Source organism: Nitrososphaera sp. AFS (assembly GCF_009898475.1).
In the GTDB taxonomy this organism is placed as follows: domain Archaea; phylum Thermoproteota; class Nitrososphaeria; order Nitrososphaerales; family Nitrososphaeraceae; genus Nitrosopolaris.
Map to the genome: position 1 here is coordinate 41,640 of NZ_QURE01000008.1, position 15,052 is coordinate 56,691.

At 40.0% G+C, this 15,052-nt stretch carries 15 protein-coding genes, 2 tRNA genes and 1 pseudogene; 9 read left to right on the forward strand and 9 right to left on the reverse strand.

Annotated features, from left to right (window positions below; translation table 11 throughout):
* Nucleotides 1-123 precede the first annotated feature (123 nt).
* Nucleotides 124-639, reverse strand: coding sequence for an Lrp/AsnC family transcriptional regulator (locus DYY65_RS01930; protein WP_162476305.1), 516 nt, complete (start codon nucleotides 637-639; stop codon nucleotides 124-126).
* A gap of 156 nt (nucleotides 640-795) precedes the next feature.
* Here DYY65_RS01930 and DYY65_RS01935 point away from each other — a divergent pair, with 156 nt between their 5' ends.
* From DYY65_RS01935 to DYY65_RS01945, 3 genes are all read left to right on the forward strand, one after another.
* Nucleotides 796-1,119, forward strand: a complete 324-nt coding sequence (locus DYY65_RS01935) for a hypothetical protein (protein WP_162476306.1) — start codon at nucleotides 796-798, stop codon at nucleotides 1,117-1,119.
* A gap of 827 nt (nucleotides 1,120-1,946) precedes the next feature.
* Nucleotides 1,947-2,252: a hypothetical protein gene (locus DYY65_RS01940; RefSeq protein ID WP_162476307.1), complete on the forward strand. Its 306-nt coding sequence runs from the start codon at nucleotides 1,947-1,949 to the stop codon at nucleotides 2,250-2,252.
* A gap of 425 nt (nucleotides 2,253-2,677) precedes the next feature.
* Nucleotides 2,678-3,199: a hypothetical protein gene (locus DYY65_RS01945; RefSeq protein WP_162476308.1), complete on the forward strand. Its 522-nt coding sequence runs from the start codon at nucleotides 2,678-2,680 to the stop codon at nucleotides 3,197-3,199.
* A gap of 280 nt (nucleotides 3,200-3,479) precedes the next feature.
* Here DYY65_RS01945 and DYY65_RS01950 read toward each other — a convergent pair.
* Together DYY65_RS01950 and DYY65_RS01955 are read right to left on the reverse strand one after the other, a co-directional pair.
* A tRNA-Gly gene (locus tag DYY65_RS01950) sits at nucleotides 3,480-3,609 on the reverse strand.
* 69 nt (nucleotides 3,610-3,678) lie between these two features.
* Nucleotides 3,679-4,248, reverse strand: a complete 570-nt coding sequence (locus DYY65_RS01955; RefSeq protein WP_162476309.1) for a hypothetical protein — start codon at nucleotides 4,246-4,248, stop codon at nucleotides 3,679-3,681.
* A gap of 259 nt (nucleotides 4,249-4,507) precedes the next feature.
* On the opposite strand from DYY65_RS01955, the gene DYY65_RS01960 reads away from it, so the two are divergent.
* On the forward strand, nucleotides 4,508-5,263 hold the full coding sequence (locus tag DYY65_RS01960; RefSeq protein ID WP_162476310.1) for an asparagine synthase C-terminal domain-containing protein: 756 nt from the start codon (nucleotides 4,508-4,510) through the stop codon (nucleotides 5,261-5,263).
* Nucleotides 5,264-5,285: 22 nt separating this feature from the next.
* Here DYY65_RS01960 and purB read toward each other — a convergent pair whose 3' ends face one another.
* A complete protein-coding gene (purB, locus tag DYY65_RS01965; RefSeq protein WP_162476311.1) occupies nucleotides 5,286-6,659 on the reverse strand; it encodes an adenylosuccinate lyase in 1,374 nt (457 codons plus the stop codon).
* Between the two features lie 238 nt (nucleotides 6,660-6,897).
* Here purB and DYY65_RS01970 point away from each other — a divergent pair, with 238 nt between their 5' ends.
* The 4 genes from DYY65_RS01970 to DYY65_RS01985 all read left to right on the forward strand — a co-directional run bounded on the left by DYY65_RS01970 (nucleotide 6,898) and on the right by DYY65_RS01985 (nucleotide 10,029).
* The gene (locus DYY65_RS01970) at nucleotides 6,898-8,373 is read left to right on the forward strand and encodes an RtcB family protein (protein ID WP_162476312.1); all 1,476 of its coding nucleotides are present in this window, start codon (nucleotides 6,898-6,900) and stop codon (nucleotides 8,371-8,373) included.
* The gene (locus tag DYY65_RS01975) at nucleotides 8,373-8,789 is read left to right on the forward strand and encodes a DNA-binding protein (protein ID WP_201449260.1); all 417 of its coding nucleotides are present in this window, start codon (nucleotides 8,373-8,375) and stop codon (nucleotides 8,787-8,789) included. Before DYY65_RS01970 ends, DYY65_RS01975 begins: the two co-directional genes overlap by 1 nt.
* A 4-nt stretch (nucleotides 8,790-8,793) precedes the next feature.
* Nucleotides 8,794-9,135 (forward strand): hypothetical protein, encoded by a 342-nt coding sequence (locus DYY65_RS01980; RefSeq protein ID WP_162476313.1) that lies wholly within the window; start codon nucleotides 8,794-8,796, stop codon nucleotides 9,133-9,135.
* Between the two features lie 123 nt (nucleotides 9,136-9,258).
* On the forward strand, nucleotides 9,259-10,029 hold the full coding sequence (locus DYY65_RS01985; RefSeq protein WP_162476314.1) for an adenylate/guanylate cyclase domain-containing protein: 771 nt from the start codon (nucleotides 9,259-9,261) through the stop codon (nucleotides 10,027-10,029).
* A gap of 195 nt (nucleotides 10,030-10,224) precedes the next feature.
* Here the strand turns inward: DYY65_RS01985 and DYY65_RS01990 are convergent.
* The 3 genes and pseudogenes from DYY65_RS01990 to DYY65_RS02000 all read right to left on the reverse strand — a co-directional run bounded on the left by DYY65_RS01990 (nucleotide 10,225) and on the right by DYY65_RS02000 (nucleotide 13,178).
* A pseudogene (locus DYY65_RS01990) lies at nucleotides 10,225-10,634 on the reverse strand (30S ribosomal protein S11).
* 311 nt (nucleotides 10,635-10,945) lie between these two features.
* Nucleotides 10,946-11,872, reverse strand: coding sequence for a thiamine-phosphate kinase (gene thiL / locus DYY65_RS01995; RefSeq protein ID WP_162476315.1), 927 nt, complete (start codon nucleotides 11,870-11,872; stop codon nucleotides 10,946-10,948).
* Nucleotides 11,862-13,178, reverse strand: a complete 1,317-nt coding sequence (locus tag DYY65_RS02000) for a phosphomannomutase (RefSeq protein ID WP_162476316.1) — start codon at nucleotides 13,176-13,178, stop codon at nucleotides 11,862-11,864. Before DYY65_RS02000 ends, thiL begins: the two co-directional genes overlap by 11 nt.
* Nucleotides 13,179-13,304: 126 nt before the next feature.
* Between DYY65_RS02000 and DYY65_RS02005 the strand changes: the two genes are divergently transcribed.
* Nucleotides 13,305-13,378: transfer RNA gene (locus DYY65_RS02005), tRNA-Thr, on the forward strand.
* A gap of 264 nt (nucleotides 13,379-13,642) precedes the next feature.
* Here the strand turns inward: DYY65_RS02005 and DYY65_RS02010 are convergent.
* Together DYY65_RS02010 and DYY65_RS02015 are read right to left on the reverse strand one after the other, a co-directional pair.
* Nucleotides 13,643-13,945 carry a hypothetical protein gene (locus tag DYY65_RS02010; protein ID WP_162476317.1) on the reverse strand — a complete coding sequence of 101 codons (303 nt, stop codon included), beginning with the start codon at nucleotides 13,943-13,945 and terminating at the stop codon, nucleotides 13,643-13,645.
* Nucleotides 13,946-14,376: 431 nt separating this feature from the next.
* The gene (locus DYY65_RS02015) at nucleotides 14,377-15,000 is read right to left on the reverse strand and encodes a serine/threonine protein kinase (RefSeq protein ID WP_162476318.1); all 624 of its coding nucleotides are present in this window, start codon (nucleotides 14,998-15,000) and stop codon (nucleotides 14,377-14,379) included.
* Between the last annotated feature and the right edge of the window lie 52 nt (nucleotides 15,001-15,052).

Genomic DNA, 15,052 nt, shown 5'->3' on the forward strand with positions numbered 1-15,052 from the left:
TCTTGCGTCTATCAAGTATTCTCATTGTTTACTCTGTGATGCCGAATAAACAATATGGTGCTTTATTGTGGGTCTACACCAATCATGAACTTCAATGACTGAAAATAAACATACGTCCTCAAACTACCTGAGGGCCGCTCGTTCAGCCGACTCTGTCTTAGTGGCAATGTCGCGCTTCAAGGATACGATCTGCTCTTCTTTCCTCGATTTCAAAACAGGCATCAGCTCCGTTTCCAGAATGTGTGGTAATGTACGGATTTTATTTTCTACAATATCCCTCATCTGCTCCAAATTTTTAGCACGAATTTTTAGCATAAGATCAAAAGTGCCGTGCATCTCATGAACCTCAAGTACCTCGTCAACAAGAGAAAGATCAATGATAACGCTCTCTACGGAGCCAGGATCTGTATTTATGCCCATAAATGCCAGATGATCATATCCAAGCCGATCGTTATCTACTGAAAGAGTGAACTTGTTTATTATTCCTGCGTCCACCATTCTACGAACCCTCATGTGTATAGTGGCATCAGATACTCCAATTTGTTTAGCTATCTCCACGAATGGAGTGGATGAATCTTCGCCTAACTTGTCTAAAATCTTTAGGTTTATGTCATCTAATATTTCATAGTCGAACTGCAAGTAGTAAAAATTTACCAACTGCCTGTTATATACTTTTATCGAAATGGGAATAGGAATAGATATAAAAATTCCCGACGTACGATCTATGACTACATTTAATTACTGCGTATCCATTTAAATATCCTTTTTTGACAATAATAATAAGGCAGACTCATAATGAAACCCAATAATTTTGCCATGAAAGACTGGCATTTAGAACACGTAGAAAAGATAGTCATCCGCTATATCAAGGGCTTATCGCCCGATGCTTCGTCATTCGAGAAGCGTAATTTTAAAAAATACAGTACCATCTCTAGCTGCGCAAAGCAAATAGACTATGACATTAAACATGGTGTAACAATTGAGGAGGTTTTGGCTGTCATGCAAAGAATTCGGCATGATCAAGCCTTTTCTGATTTGCGACAAAATCCAGAAACGATGCAACGCCTAGATGAGTTAGAAAGGCAGGTCTGTGCCCCAAGGAAACTCGCTACTTGGTAAGTGTTACCCGACGTTCATGACTAGTGATCCTAAATTATTAGGGGATTCTGATATTGGCAGAATGTGCACCCTTAAATCCCTAGTTATGGCAGATAATAATCTTCTGAGATGCGCCGAATGTTCAAATTTTTCCACCCAAAATGTTTAGAATATATTCATTTTTGAATCATAAATACCGTCATGGGTCGTCATAGTCAATCAGGCTAAGATAATCTTTTGCACCTCTAACGATGAAATGGGAGCAGGTCTATCGATTAGTGGAGGCCAATCAAGCTACTTTTCTTTTATGCAATTCGTTCAGACTACCATTCGTATTCTACGACCGGTCTCCATTAATTTTTTATTTTGGTCATCTTAACGATTAGTGGGATAGGTAAGATTTCATCTTACTATTGAGCGCTCTGCTGTGGCTATCAAACTTTCTTAATCTGACTTTATTTTGTCCAGTCCCAGATCACTTGTGCTGTGGGTGTTCACTTTCTGCCTCGCGATAATCTTTCAAAATAATGCAAAATGTCTTCTTGTTTTATTTTCCTGAAAGTCTTTTTAGTTTTTGTTAAATTTAATAGCTCGCCATGATCCCCCATATGCCTGTGCGATAATTATCTGATAAGGGAGATTCTGCAATTATAGGTTGAATATAATTACATTTGACCAGGCTACCTGTTCACAGGCGTCAATGTCAGGCTTATTCTGGTGAGACTGCTACAACATCATTTTGATTCCTTCATTTGCTATAAAAGAGGACAAACAGAATGTTGTGATTGAAACAAGTGCAAGACTCATTTTTATTACAATTATATTGGATAAGCTAGATAGACGTATGCATGACCCCGGATATTGACGAATATATCCTGCTTACAATCTACCCATCAGCAGTTATTTTTGGTCTAGGCTTTTTGGCAAGAAAGGCACGATTTGGGGAAATTCTAAAATATGCTCTTCAAGGTTGTGCCAGCATCACATTTTCGATCTTATATTTTTTCATCGTTCCTGACGGAGGTGCGCAAGGATTATCTATAGTACTTTTCATCTTTGGTGCCCTATTATTATTCTTGGCACGAAAACATATTATCCATCCAGAGATACAAGACCATAAGACAGAATCTGCCAAATCCACTGGCCAATCATGAAGGTACTCATTGTCGGTTCAAGATCGTAATTTGGTTACAGTAATTAATTTTCATCGGGCGAGAGAAGCAAGTCTGTGTTTTACAGTTTAATTATACTTTAAACATTTAATCGTTGCTTAATGCAATGATCACATAGTTGAACTATGAGGGCTCTGGTCAGGGTTTTTCATGAGGAATTTTTTTATAAAGTTTAGATTGCCAGCCAGAGATAGCCCTTTTACCTTGGAGTTGAGCTTTAAGTGCAGTTTAGACCAGCTGGTCGAAATCTAGAAATCGGGCAAATTTCTATGATGTCAACTATGAAGAATACATCACCAAATCGACATTTGTTACGGCTGACTAATTCTCTGTCAACGATTTATGTATATATGTATGTATGAAAAGGTTTTAATTCGATCTTACATCCAGCTACTTTAAGAATAATCATGTTCCTAAGTCGCCGCAGGCTCATTCTCGTTGCGGTTATCGCAGCTGTTGCAATCGCAATAGTTCTTCTCCCTTTGATTCTAACAATTACTCTTCCAAAAGATCTTAATAGAGTCTCAGTTGGTGTAAGCAGTGTAAAGATTCTTAACGTGACAGACAACAGTTTGATAAACTTAAATGTAGCTTTTAATATTCATAATCCGACAGATACCACTCTAACTACATCTGGGATCGATTACCAACTATTTGCCGATGGAGTTCCCATTGGTGAAGGCTCACTTTCCTACGCGGACGTCCCAGTAAACGGGAGACCCCAACTGCTGTCTGGTTCAACAATCACAATTCTATCACAATTACCAGTTGTAAATTCTCACTCTAATGCACAAATCTTCAAATCAATACAAACTCCATCGTTATTCAAGCAGATCAAATGGAGAGTCGACGGCTCCACTGACCTAGAATCAGGTTTCAGTTCTGCCTCAAAACAATTTAGCGCAGCGGTATCGACTAATTCAACCTAGAGACAGGGTCCATTAGTGGCTGACGTACGATAAAGAGGCTCACAGAGCGGAAGCTTATTCCAACTTTTCTCAAATTGGAGGTCAAAGGCTGCTCGAATTTTGTAGTTATGTTTGTACTAATCGCTTTTCTATCAATATCATTCAGACCCACAACACACTCTCCAATGTACATGCCAGGCCAAATTTTATAGAATTATCCACATAGACGGTCCAAACAAGTATCAAAATGAATTTCCCATTGCCTGTCGAGATTGCAAGAACCATTTTTAAGAAATATCGATGCGGTCACCGGGATTTGAACTCCCGCTCTACCTTATAAAAGTAAAGTCCCGGGTTACGGGCTAGCCTCGTATTCACAGATCGGAGATACTTGGAAGGCCAGTGTCCTAACCAAACTAGACGATGACCGCATTTGTGCATCGATATAGCGAGAAGACCTAGATATTAAATCTTAGCGATTTGAGCGGTAGAAAGTATATTCACTGTTTTTCGCGGAATATGTAATTTAGAAGCATGTCAACTGCTTTACTTTTTGCCCTTTTTTTATAGTATTTTGAATTTTTTCTGGGAGCCTCCAATATCTTTTCTTGTTCGACAACTTCAATAGATCTGTCGTCCGGTGCACCATCAAATTGAACTCGATATCCTTTAAGCTTTGATTCTACTAGGGAGTCGTAAATATCTCTAAGCCAGAAAGGGCATATAAAGTACATGTGGGGCGGGTTAGCCCTGGGTTTAATCATACGTATAGCTAAATCGAAAATCTCTGAGATATTCTTTGGGCCTGAATCAATTCTGATTGTATCTTGGTCAACACCTTCTTGGATTAATACATCTCTCGCCAATTTCCCGACATCCAAGGTTGAAATGATGACTACTCTGGTGTCGTTTTTGTCTGGTTTTGAACTTTTAATAAGTTTGATTGTGTTTAGGCAGGTCTTCACTCGCTCATGAATATGTATAGGTAGATGTTGCGCCTCTGAATCTTTGGTTCTCTGATTGGCGTAAAGCATAATCAGATTTCCCTCGGTGAATTTTTCCTCCGACATGCCTACTCAACTACCTAGCTCCAAGATTCGACCTTATATATCATATGGAAAACAATAGTCTTCCGAAAGAGAAAGAATTGATCAGTACAGGAACAAATACCGCGATTCAAAACGGTCACACGCATCTTCCCTTACCGGAGTTGACTGCTTCTTATTGCACATACTCCTGATCTTAATACCATGCACAAGATTTGAATTAATGCTCTTTATGAGACTTAACTTTTTTTAATTATGTCAACGTTTGCTTGGAACATATAGCTTGGAGACTCTGTTAACAGACTTAAAAAATGAGTTGTTTAATGCAGTTGCACAATCGATAAAGGATGATGCTCAAATAGCAATAGCTTTTTCTGGTGGTATAGATAGTACCCTGCTTGCACAAATATGTAAAAAGATTGGCATAAAGGTTACTTTGCTAACCGTGGGATTCCATGGGTCTCAGGACATACAATTTTCTGAAGTTATTGCTCAAAAGCTAGCCTTGCCTCACAAGATCAAGGAATTGAATAGACAAGATTTCCAAAAAAAACAGGAATATATATATAACAAAGTGGAATGTCGAAATATTTCCCATCTTGAGAATTGTATAGCTTTTTTGTATATTGGAATTCTCGCCAAGGAGGCAGATGTGGTGTCAATTCTAACTGCAAATGGATGTGACGAACTTTTCTGTGGCTACGATCGATTCAGATCAGTTTACGAGCTTGGCAGTGCACAAATTAAACATCTAATCATTGAAAAGATTACAAATGAACTTCATTTGATGAATGAGGTACAAATAGCAACGTCGGAATTGGGTATAAAAATAAAGCAGCCCTTCTTATCTGAGAAATTTAGATCATTTGCTATGCATATTCCGATTGAAAATAAGATCAAGGGTTGCAATGACCTGATCCGCAAGCACATATTAAGAGAGGTTGCTTTGTCGATCGGTGTTCCCGGTGATTCAGCAACGAGGCCCAAAAAAGCATTGCAATATGGCACACTAATACATAAAAATTTCCGACCGATGTAGAGGAAAGTATGTTATGGCTATTTCAAATCTTTCGTTTGAAATATCTGTCTCTTACCGCCCGTACTTTTTCTGCGACATTGGCAATTATTTGTGGGGATGCTCCCAAGTGGTTACTTGGTTTGAAGATAAATCTCAGCTCTGATGAGGTAAGTAACTTTGCAAGCTTTTGGTCTTTCTTTATGGCATCACGCAAGTGTTCTCCTCTTTCCAAGGCGGAAAAAGCTACTCTTTGAATATCCCTATACGCTTCGATTCTAGAGACTCCCTTCCTGACTAGCCCATCAAGAACGAATTCTGAAAATATCTGACCTCCACTAAGATTTAAATTTGAGGTTACTTTTTGGGTATCAACCTTCAGTCCTTCCGTAACTAAAATCATTGAATTTAACATTTCGTCTAGCAAAATTGCACCCATCGGGATTGTGAATCGCTCGTTTGCGGAATTAGATAAATCTCGTTCATGCCACAATGGTATATTCTCCAACGATACGTCAACTAGAGACTTGAGGATACGAGAGAGCGAAGAAACCCGTTCACTCTTAATTGGATTGCGCTTTATAGGTACAGCACTACTTCCCATTTGTCCTCTTCTAAAGGGTTCTGAAATTTCACCCAACTCAGTCCTCTGCAAATTCCTAACTTCAGTTGCTATTTTGTCTAAGGTACATCCGACGAGGGCGATTAAATATTGAACCTCTGCAATTCGTTCTCGCGCAATCACTTGTGTTGCCGCATCCACAGGATGCAAATTCAGACCGCTAGCGACGATCTTCTGCACCTCTAAAGCTTTTTTTCCCATTAAAGAGCCAGTGCCCACTACTCCTAGTGTCTTACAAAGCAAAAATCTCTTTTTTCCTTCTTCTATTCTTTCTATATGCATAGCTAATTCTAAAGCCCAAACAGCAAATTTGAGGCCAAATGCAATAATGCTTGCATGTTGTCCATGTGTCCTTCCTACCGCTGCTATGGCTCGAAAATTGATAGAGTGATTCACTAAAAGTCCTGCGAGTTTCAAAATCTTGGGCTCAATAATATTTAAGGCATCCCTAATTTGCATTGATATTGTAGTGTCGACAAGGTCATTGCTGGTTAATCCGTAGTGGATCCAAGGCTTTGATTTCGATGAACACTTCTCGCTTAAGGCTTCAACAACTGCTGCTGTATCGTGGTCGCTAACTGCTTCTAATTCTGATACCCGCTTTAAAGTAATCCTACCTGATTTTGCTGTTTTGGCAATTTCAGCAGCAGCGTTTTTGGGTATCATCTTGATTGCTGCCTGCGCCTCTGCAACAGTAGCCTCAATTATTAGCTGATAGTGCAGTCTATTGTTCTCCTGGAATATTTGCTTAATCTGAACGCTTCCATATCTACCGGCATCAATTGGAAGGATTGGCATATACTTAACCTCGCATATGATATGAAAGATAAACCTTGTTACAAAAGAAGCCGATTTAGTTTTTGGAACATTACTGCTTGATTGAACACGGCGCTTACAGTGAGGCAATTTATTGCCCTTCCTAATGAATAATAGGGACTTCAATTTTTAGATCTGAAATGATTCGGAGTTAGAAGACGAATGAAAAGAAAGTTGAAGTAAGGCTTATAACGACTGTAGCCCAAAATCACAAAGGATAATGAGCGATTTAGTGACCAGAATTGGCAATCATAAGGTCACCAAGATCAATGATTTTGAGTTTAGGGTTGAAATGGATCGCTCTAAGGGCATGAATGTACCAGTGACGATCTATGCAAATGATGATCTCATTTCTAAAATGATAACTGATCGAACCATCCATCAAGCTACAAATGTTTCTACATTACCAGGCGCAAAAAAACATGTTGTTGTCCTTCCTGACGGACATGAAGGATATGGATTTCCAGTTGGAGGGGTAGCTGCTACAGATGCACAGGAGGGTGTAATTAGCCCTGGTGGCGTGGGATATGATATAAACTGCGGTGTGAGGTTGATTAGGACAGGTCTTTCAGAAAGGGATCTAAAACCTAGACTAAAGGAATTAGTAAATGAACTCTTCAAATCTATACCATCAGGGGTAGGGAGCTCTGGCAAAATTAAGCTGACCAAAGCAGAACTTGATGACCTACTTGTTGAAGGCATCGACTGGGCAATACAAAAAGGATATGGTTGGGAACAGGACGCCGATATGTGCGAAGAGCGAGGAAGGATGAAAGGCGCTAATACTGAATGTATTTCAGAAACCGCAAGAAAGCGTGGAGCGCCACAATTAGGAAGTCTAGGATCTGGAAATCACTTTCTCGAAATCCAGAAGGTTGACAAAATTTTCGACGAAAAGGCTGCTAGAACAATGGGTATTAATGGCGAAGGACAATTGACTATTTTGATTCATTGCGGATCAAGAGGCTTAGGTCATCAAGTCTGCAGTGACTATCTGCGCATTTCAGAGATCGCTTTGAAAAAATATGGGACCGAGTTGGTCGATAGGGAACTCGCTTGTGTGCCTAACCAATCAAAAGAGGGAGAGAACTATAGAAGTGCCATGAGTTCTGCCCTAAACTTTGCATGGTGTAATCGAGAAATGATAACCCATTGGACTAGGATGACGTTCGAAAGAGTCTTTGGGATGAGTGAACAACAAATGGACATGGGACTTGTATATGATGTTGCCCATAACATAGCCAAGCTGGAACGATATCGAATCGACGGAGAAGGGACGCGAGACCTGATAATTCATCGAAAAGGTGCTACTAGAGCGTTCCCAGCTGGTATGGATGAAGTTCCGATAAAGTATCGTAACATAGGGCAGCCTGTAATTATTCCTGGTTCCATGGGAACTGCTAGCTGGATATTGTTGGGCAATAAAAAATCTCTTGAATTGAGTTTTGGATCCACTGCACATGGCGCGGGTAGAATGATCTCAAGATCTGCGGCAAAGAGAAACAATACAGCTGAGCAAGTTAGGTCGGTTCTAGAGTCTAAGGGCATTTATGTCAAAGCATTAACAAACGAAGGATTAATTGAGGAAACACCTAATGCATATAAGGATGTGGATAAGGTAGCAGAAGTCTCTGATACCCTTGGAATCGCGACTAAAGTAGCAAGATTAGTTCCTTTGGGAGTGATAAAAGGATAGTGTCTGAGGCAGAGGATCCGGATATTACCATCATCAAGGCCAGGAAGCTGAAGGAATTGCAGAAAATAGCTGCGATACAAGAAAAGTTGAAATCAAGGAATCAAAAGGATACCATGCCTAAAACGAATAGAGAAATCGTATCTGTATACCTTTATGATAGAGGGGACGAAGTGTTAGCTCTAGCTGAGACTCAATTTCCGATTCAAACCAGAGCAATAGTAGACAAAATAGCGGAAATAATAAGATTAGGGGAGATTAATCAGAAAATATCAGGCGGAGAATTGTTAGCACTCTTCCGTTCTGTCGGTATCAATATAAGGCTGAATACAAGCATTAGAGTCGAAGATCATGGTAAATTGGTGTCCTTCTCAGATAAATTGAAATACGAAAACGAGGACAGTTCTGCTAAGGCATGAGTTAATGTCCCTAATAGATGCTTTCCTTTTGGACTTTGTGACGACAGATTTCGATCAAGACAGCAGAGTAGCAGAAAGTATACTTCAACAGTTTCAGGCGAATGGAGGGTGGAGTAACGATAAGGACAATTTCCTTCTCGATACACCTGTCACAAGTGCTGGTTGGTACTTTGCAAAATTATTCCTATCAGCACATTTCGTACGAAGAATATACGAACTTAATACAGATCAAATTATTAAATCAAAAGGTAAAAAGTTTGAAGAAAAGTTCGTCGCTTGGTTAAACACAGAATTCAAAAGCAAAAAATGCGGCGCCCAAATAAAAATTGCCGTTGAAATGAGATAGAAATTGAATTCATAAACTGAGAGCCAAAGTTATCAAATTTGAAGATTCCTCTTAATCGGGGCTCTCTCCCTACCGTAAAGTACCTTCCTGAAATATAAGACAAGAAGCTGCTCTTGCGTAATAATGTGTGACAACTCTGTCTGTTTGCAGTTAGGTAGCGCAATGAAGCTTCCACGGTCGGGAAATATTATAAAAAGACTCATGAATCCCCTCTCTCGCAACACTAAATCTCGAGAACTCAATTATGGAAATCCAAATCCAAAATACTCTGAAAAAATTTTAACCGTGGCTTTCTGGGACATCAAGAATTTCTCAGTATTATGCAACATCCTCAAATCGCATCCATCATTGCTTGTTTCATTTTTGAGGGAGTTCTTAGAAATGTCCAGGTATATTATCTGCAAACACGATGGCACACTGGACAAGTTCTTGGGAGATGGTGCTATGGGCATTTTCGGATTTCGCGGCCAAACCAAAAGTAGCACTACGAACGCAGCAATTTGCGCCGTCGTTTCAGCACTACAGCTGAGAGACGCCTTTAATTCAAGGCAATCAGTTTGGATGAAATTATGGAATGGACATGTCACAGATAGAATATCTATTGGGCTGAAATGTGGCATCAACACCGGCTATGCCACCACATTCGATGACAATGAATCTGTTCATAGAACACAATTTACAGCTGTCGGAAATACTGTAAACATAGCTCGCAGACTGACAGATATATGCGGTAGTAGCCAAATCATTATTTCCGGAGGTACCGAATCGAAAATACGGAGCCAGTTTGAAATAAGCAGAATCGGAATAGTTACGGATTTAAAAAATATCCAAGGGTCTTACGAAATTTTCAACGTAGTTAGAATAAAGCAGGTTGAAACAACTGCTAAATTCTGACAGCTTGAAATCACAACTCATCGCATTTGTAAGACTTAGGTGTGTGGGCTAGATTTTTTTCAGTTACTCACTATTTAGGTATTTTATAACAATCAGGGGTAGTAAGATTCTCACTTTAATCAATTTGACGAACTGGGTTAATAGTCCAGGAGGCAAAGGATACTGGATGTGTGTTGAGATTGAACAAATAAATTTTCAAACTCTTCGTCCTCTCCTGCCACCTGGCTTCCGTGTCGTGTCATGAGGAACTGGTGTTACATCATCTATCCGGCCGATCCTAAACCAGCCCGTGCCAAGGCTCTAATTGCTGCCTGAGCACCTGGGCCTGGTATCCTAGGACCCACACCTCCCACAGCCCTCACACGTATGTGCAACGCATTTATCCCCTTTGTTTTTGCTGCATCGGCTGCTGCGACAGCGGATTTCATTGCAGCATAAGGAGAGGATTCGTATCTGTCTGCGGTTACGTGCCTCCCACCAGAACTAAATGCAACAGTCTCGGCTCCGCTAACGTCCGTAATGTGGACCAGAGTATTATTATAACTACTAAAGATATGTGCGACCCCCCATTTGAGTTGAGTAATGTCGGCTATTTCAGTGGACATGAATCGAGAAGACCTCTAAGACATCGCAGATATATTAATGTAGTCAGATTTTCGAATTCTAATCTTCTTATCGAGCTGCATCGCGTCCTTGGCTAAATAAAAAATATCTGTAGGTTGAACATATCCTTTTTGTGTTGCTATTTCAACCCATTATTAGAAATCCTAAGGACGTTACTTTTTATCCCAAGCATAACGACCTTTCGGTAACATAATACATTTCCCTTATCAAGCTAATGAGCAAAGGCATTGTTACTCAAAATGGATGTATCCTTTTTCCTCCAGCTCACTATACTTAACTGCTTTTCCCTCCCTTAATAGTACTTTGCCGTGTCCCTTTCCTTTACTACTTTGCCAATTATATGCAATTTCATTTGTGCACGCTGAGATATAGTCTTTGCTTTGATCAAATTACGCTGGGACACGGTGGCAATAATTTCATATTCCTCTCCTCCGCGAAAAATCAGTTGTTTCTGGTCTAATTGATTCTTTCTAGCGAAACCGTATATTCCACTTGCTGACGGAATATTGTCAATAAGAATATCGACATCACTTTGCCTTGCAATCTCATAAAGCGAGATACCCAGTCCATCGCTGGAATCCAATGATGCAGAAAACAAATTTGCGAGAGATAATCCAAATTTCTGTGCAGGTTGAGGCTCCAATACCGAGGAGATCGCTTTCATTCTAAATTGACCGTATGCCTTGGCGTTATTTGTTAGAATTTGGAGTCCCGCTGAAGTATATCCAAACTCTCCTGAAACAATTACTGAATCACCCACTTTGGCACCGTCTCTGCCAGGAAGGTCATCTTCACTATGTTCTGAAAATCCAATCATACTACAATCGATTATCAGCTCTTTAGACTCATTAGTGTCTCCTCCTATTATGCTAACTTGAAACTCTCTTGACGCTATTTGAAATCCCCTTGCGAGAGCTTCGATGTCGGTTTTTGAATATTTTCTGGGAATTCCTAATGAAATTAGAGCAACAGCCGGTTTAACGCCTTTTGACGAAAGATCGCTCACACAAGCAGTTATGCTCTTCCTAGAGATTTGCCACGCGTGCATGCCCTTAGGAACATCCGTACTTTCTACCAACATATCGCATTTGAGTATTAGGGTATTCATTCCCTTCAGCCTTTTTAAAGAAAGTGTGGAAATGTCATCTTTATTTACCCTGTTTCGACGAAGATCGAGAGTATCAACAAGGATATCAATAATTTCGTTTTCAGTTAACATGCTCAGAAACTGATCTGACTATCTCCATAATCTTTTTATGGATGTAGTCTACCTTTCCGACTTTGGATTCAACCGATATCCTTAGTACTTGTTCGGTGTTTGATGTTCTCACAAGGACCCAAGAATCTTCATCAAGCGTTGCCTTGATACCATCTAGAGTCGATATTTGTGATGATTCTGACTGCAACAGGTCCAGTAATTTTTCGATTAAGATCTGATGATTTGAAGAATTCACAGGAATTTTAGATCTGATTTGGGAGTATTCTGATCCTAATGTCAAGCACTCCTTAATTGAGGCACGATCAAGTGAGGAAATTATGGCTGCCGCAAGCAGTCCATCCCTGCACAAGTTGAATTTAGGGAGAATAAAGCCGCCGCTGCTTCCTTCCCCCCCTGCCTCGGCGCCGACTTCTAACATTTTTCGTACAACATTAGCCTCACCAACTTTAGCATATTCCAAGCTACCATAATTTCTATCTATCAATTTTTTAATACAAATACTCGTATCCAAGCTTGTTACAAACTTTCTTGCTCCCATTTTTAGGGCACTCGCTACACATAGTAATAGTGTAGAATCCGGATTCTGCTTTTGGCCATTACTATGAACCACCACTACCCTATCGCCGTCTAAATCAAAGGCAAAGCCGAAATCGAGCTTATTTTGACGTACCAAAAAACTTAGTTCGGACAGGTCATCACTAGTTGGATCAGGGGCTCTCGAAGATATGCCAGGAGTGTCATTGATGCACACGAACTTGTAATTAAGCCTCTTAAATAGGCCATCTGTGTAACCACACGTTGCACCCCCACCTAGATCAAAGCCTAACGCGACATCGTTAGGGTTATCTGAAACTGAGATCAGATTGTAGAGGTCATCTAGGTAATTTGATTTTATGGAGTATGTCTCACCAAATTTATCCGGGTCAGAAACCGTGCCTTGGAGAATATCATTTAATTCTTCTTCGAAAATCCCTCTTCCCTCTGTCACAAACTTTAGACCATTCCACTCTAGAGGGTTATGCGAAGCAGTCACTACAATGCCAGCGCCGTACCTTTTTGCTTCCCTAAATAATACAGGAGTTGGAGCCACATCAAGGTCATAAACATCGATTCCACGTTCCATCAAACAGGCAGATAGGGTTCGAAGAAGAATTTTCCCAGAATCCCGTGTATCTCTTGCTGTTAAACACTGTCTTTTTTTTCTCTGTGTCAAAAAAGATGCGAAAAGTCTCCCAAATCTAACAACTTCATGTAAGTTCAAATCCTCTCCGTAAATTCCTCTGACTCCAGAGATCGATATTTTCATGTTCGATTTGGATCTAAAAGTACGTATCTAATTTGAATCAAGCTTCCAAACAATTTTCACTGAATCGACAGTCAAGCTTGAATATGAAAGATTAAATAGTGAATTATTGACTGCCTGTAATTGATTGCCTTAGTAGCTCAGCCTGGCAGAGCGAAGGTTTCGTAAACCTTAGGTCGTGGGTCCAAATCCCACCTAAGGCTTGATTGGCAACAATCCGTCGCTTACTAATTATATCAAAATGATAGATTCATATCCATTGATCTAATTCGATATTACCAATGAGGACAATACTCGTATTAAATTCACTTTCAGAGAATATTTTAGAATCACATACTTAATGATGCAACTACTAAAATTGAGTAACCACAGAAAGATAAATTACTGCAATACCGGATTGCGTTGCGGTGCGATTACGGATCAATTCAGTCTCCTACAGACACAAATACATTATGTGAGTTTACAATTCAGACTGAATACATTATGCCTCCTGACACGATAGGTACGAATTCTACCCCCGCAAGTTCCTTTGTTCTAGCAATAATGGCATTAAACCAAAGGCTGTCAATTCCTTGGCTCCAGATTGTTATTTTATTGTACTTCCTTCTTAGTCCGCCATGAAAGAATCCATGGCACTCTTCTACGGTTATGTTGTAATACTTCTGACTCACTTCTTCGATTATACTTTCTGCCTCTGCAGGCAAATAGAGTATTGTCAATGTAGGAAACGGGATAGTGTTCGAAGCTGCAGGTGATGTATTTTCGGCCATTATTTTATAAGTAACCCTAAATTATTGTGCCCAATATCTGGATTTCGTACAGTTATCAAAGTCAATTATGCTTCGTAGATTTTGTACATTTATCATTCTTCTCGATACCAACTTATGCGCTATACTATTGATATTATCTCTTAGAAGTTTATCGATTGCCAACCTACTGGCTGATTAGCTGAGACCTGGGATGCTAAATTGTGCTTGACCATTGGCCCGCCTATCATCCAAAAGCTTCTCAAAGGGAGTTATCCACTGAGTTATAAGAGTTGAGTGAGTGATATTCTTTTAGTTTTAGCTACTAACTTTATGGTCTTAGGCGCAGAATAGGTCAATTTGAGTCAAAAATGGAATATCATCGCTATTCAATAAATAGAACCATAAGGTCTACAACCAGTACCAGTGGTAGCCATGATACAACCAATGGCTCATTACTCCAGAACATTCAAAATTCTTTCAAAATTCCGCCTATTTCTGTCCCGCTTATATACCCTAAGCGATTGGAGTAGCTCATCTTGTTTCCCGATTGTTATGTACTTCCCAATGAGCTTTGAAATACGGCCATTAAGTAGAAGCGCATGACTGACTGAAGTAACATTCCGGGGTGGTCTAGTCATGCTAGAGGATTCGAAGTCTATTATTTGGGCTTCCACGTCCTTGGACACCAACAGGTGATGACTGAGAGAGCTTAATTCGCCATGATCTAGATTTGCACTATCCAGGCTGTAACATTGTTCCAGTGCGCCAGTCACAATTGCACGGACCTGAGTAGAGCTAATATTCTGTTGGCTTAACCAGCATTCAATATTCCATCCATCTATAAGATCCATCAAAATGAAGTTTTCAGAGCTGGCATAAACACTAGGACCTACGCCAACTGAATTCGCCATTTTAAGGAAGATGGCTTCCATGTCCATGGATGAACGGTTTGCATCAACCCTCCTAATTTTGAGTGCATAGACCTTGTTGTCCTTGCCTTCAACCTTCGCTACGATGCCAACTCCCCCCTTTCCTAAAATGTTAAGTCTCCCGATTTTGGTATTCCCAGCTGGCAAAAATGAATGAACACCGAGACAATCTATTTCTTTTAGGCGACGAACATATGCT

Bases quoted from the DNA above. Each gene is read 5' to 3' on its own strand.
- DYY65_RS01955 (WP_162476309.1), bottom strand. From the start codon at position 4,248: ATGTCGGAGGAAAAATTCACCGAGGGAAATCTGATTATGCTTTACGCC.
- DYY65_RS02010 (WP_162476317.1), bottom strand. From the start codon at position 13,945: ATGGCCGAAAATACATCACCTGCAGCTTCGAACACTATCCCGTTTCCT.
- DYY65_RS01935 (WP_162476306.1), top strand. From the start codon at position 796: ATGAAACCCAATAATTTTGCCATGAAAGACTGGCATTTAGAACACGTA.
- DYY65_RS01940 (WP_162476307.1), top strand. From the start codon at position 1,947: ATGACCCCGGATATTGACGAATATATCCTGCTTACAATCTACCCATCA.
- DYY65_RS01980 (WP_162476313.1), top strand. From the start codon at position 8,794: ATGTCCCTAATAGATGCTTTCCTTTTGGACTTTGTGACGACAGATTTC.
- DYY65_RS02000 (WP_162476316.1), bottom strand. From the start codon at position 13,178: ATGAAAATATCGATCTCTGGAGTCAGAGGAATTTACGGAGAGGATTTG.
- purB (WP_162476311.1), bottom strand. From the start codon at position 6,659: ATGCCAATCCTTCCAATTGATGCCGGTAGATATGGAAGCGTTCAGATT.
- DYY65_RS01985 (WP_162476314.1), top strand. From the start codon at position 9,259: ATGTGTGACAACTCTGTCTGTTTGCAGTTAGGTAGCGCAATGAAGCTT.
- thiL (WP_162476315.1), bottom strand. From the start codon at position 11,872: ATGTTAACTGAAAACGAAATTATTGATATCCTTGTTGATACTCTCGAT.
- DYY65_RS01970 (WP_162476312.1), top strand. From the start codon at position 6,898: ATGAGCGATTTAGTGACCAGAATTGGCAATCATAAGGTCACCAAGATC.
- DYY65_RS01945 (WP_162476308.1), top strand. From the start codon at position 2,678: ATGTTCCTAAGTCGCCGCAGGCTCATTCTCGTTGCGGTTATCGCAGCT.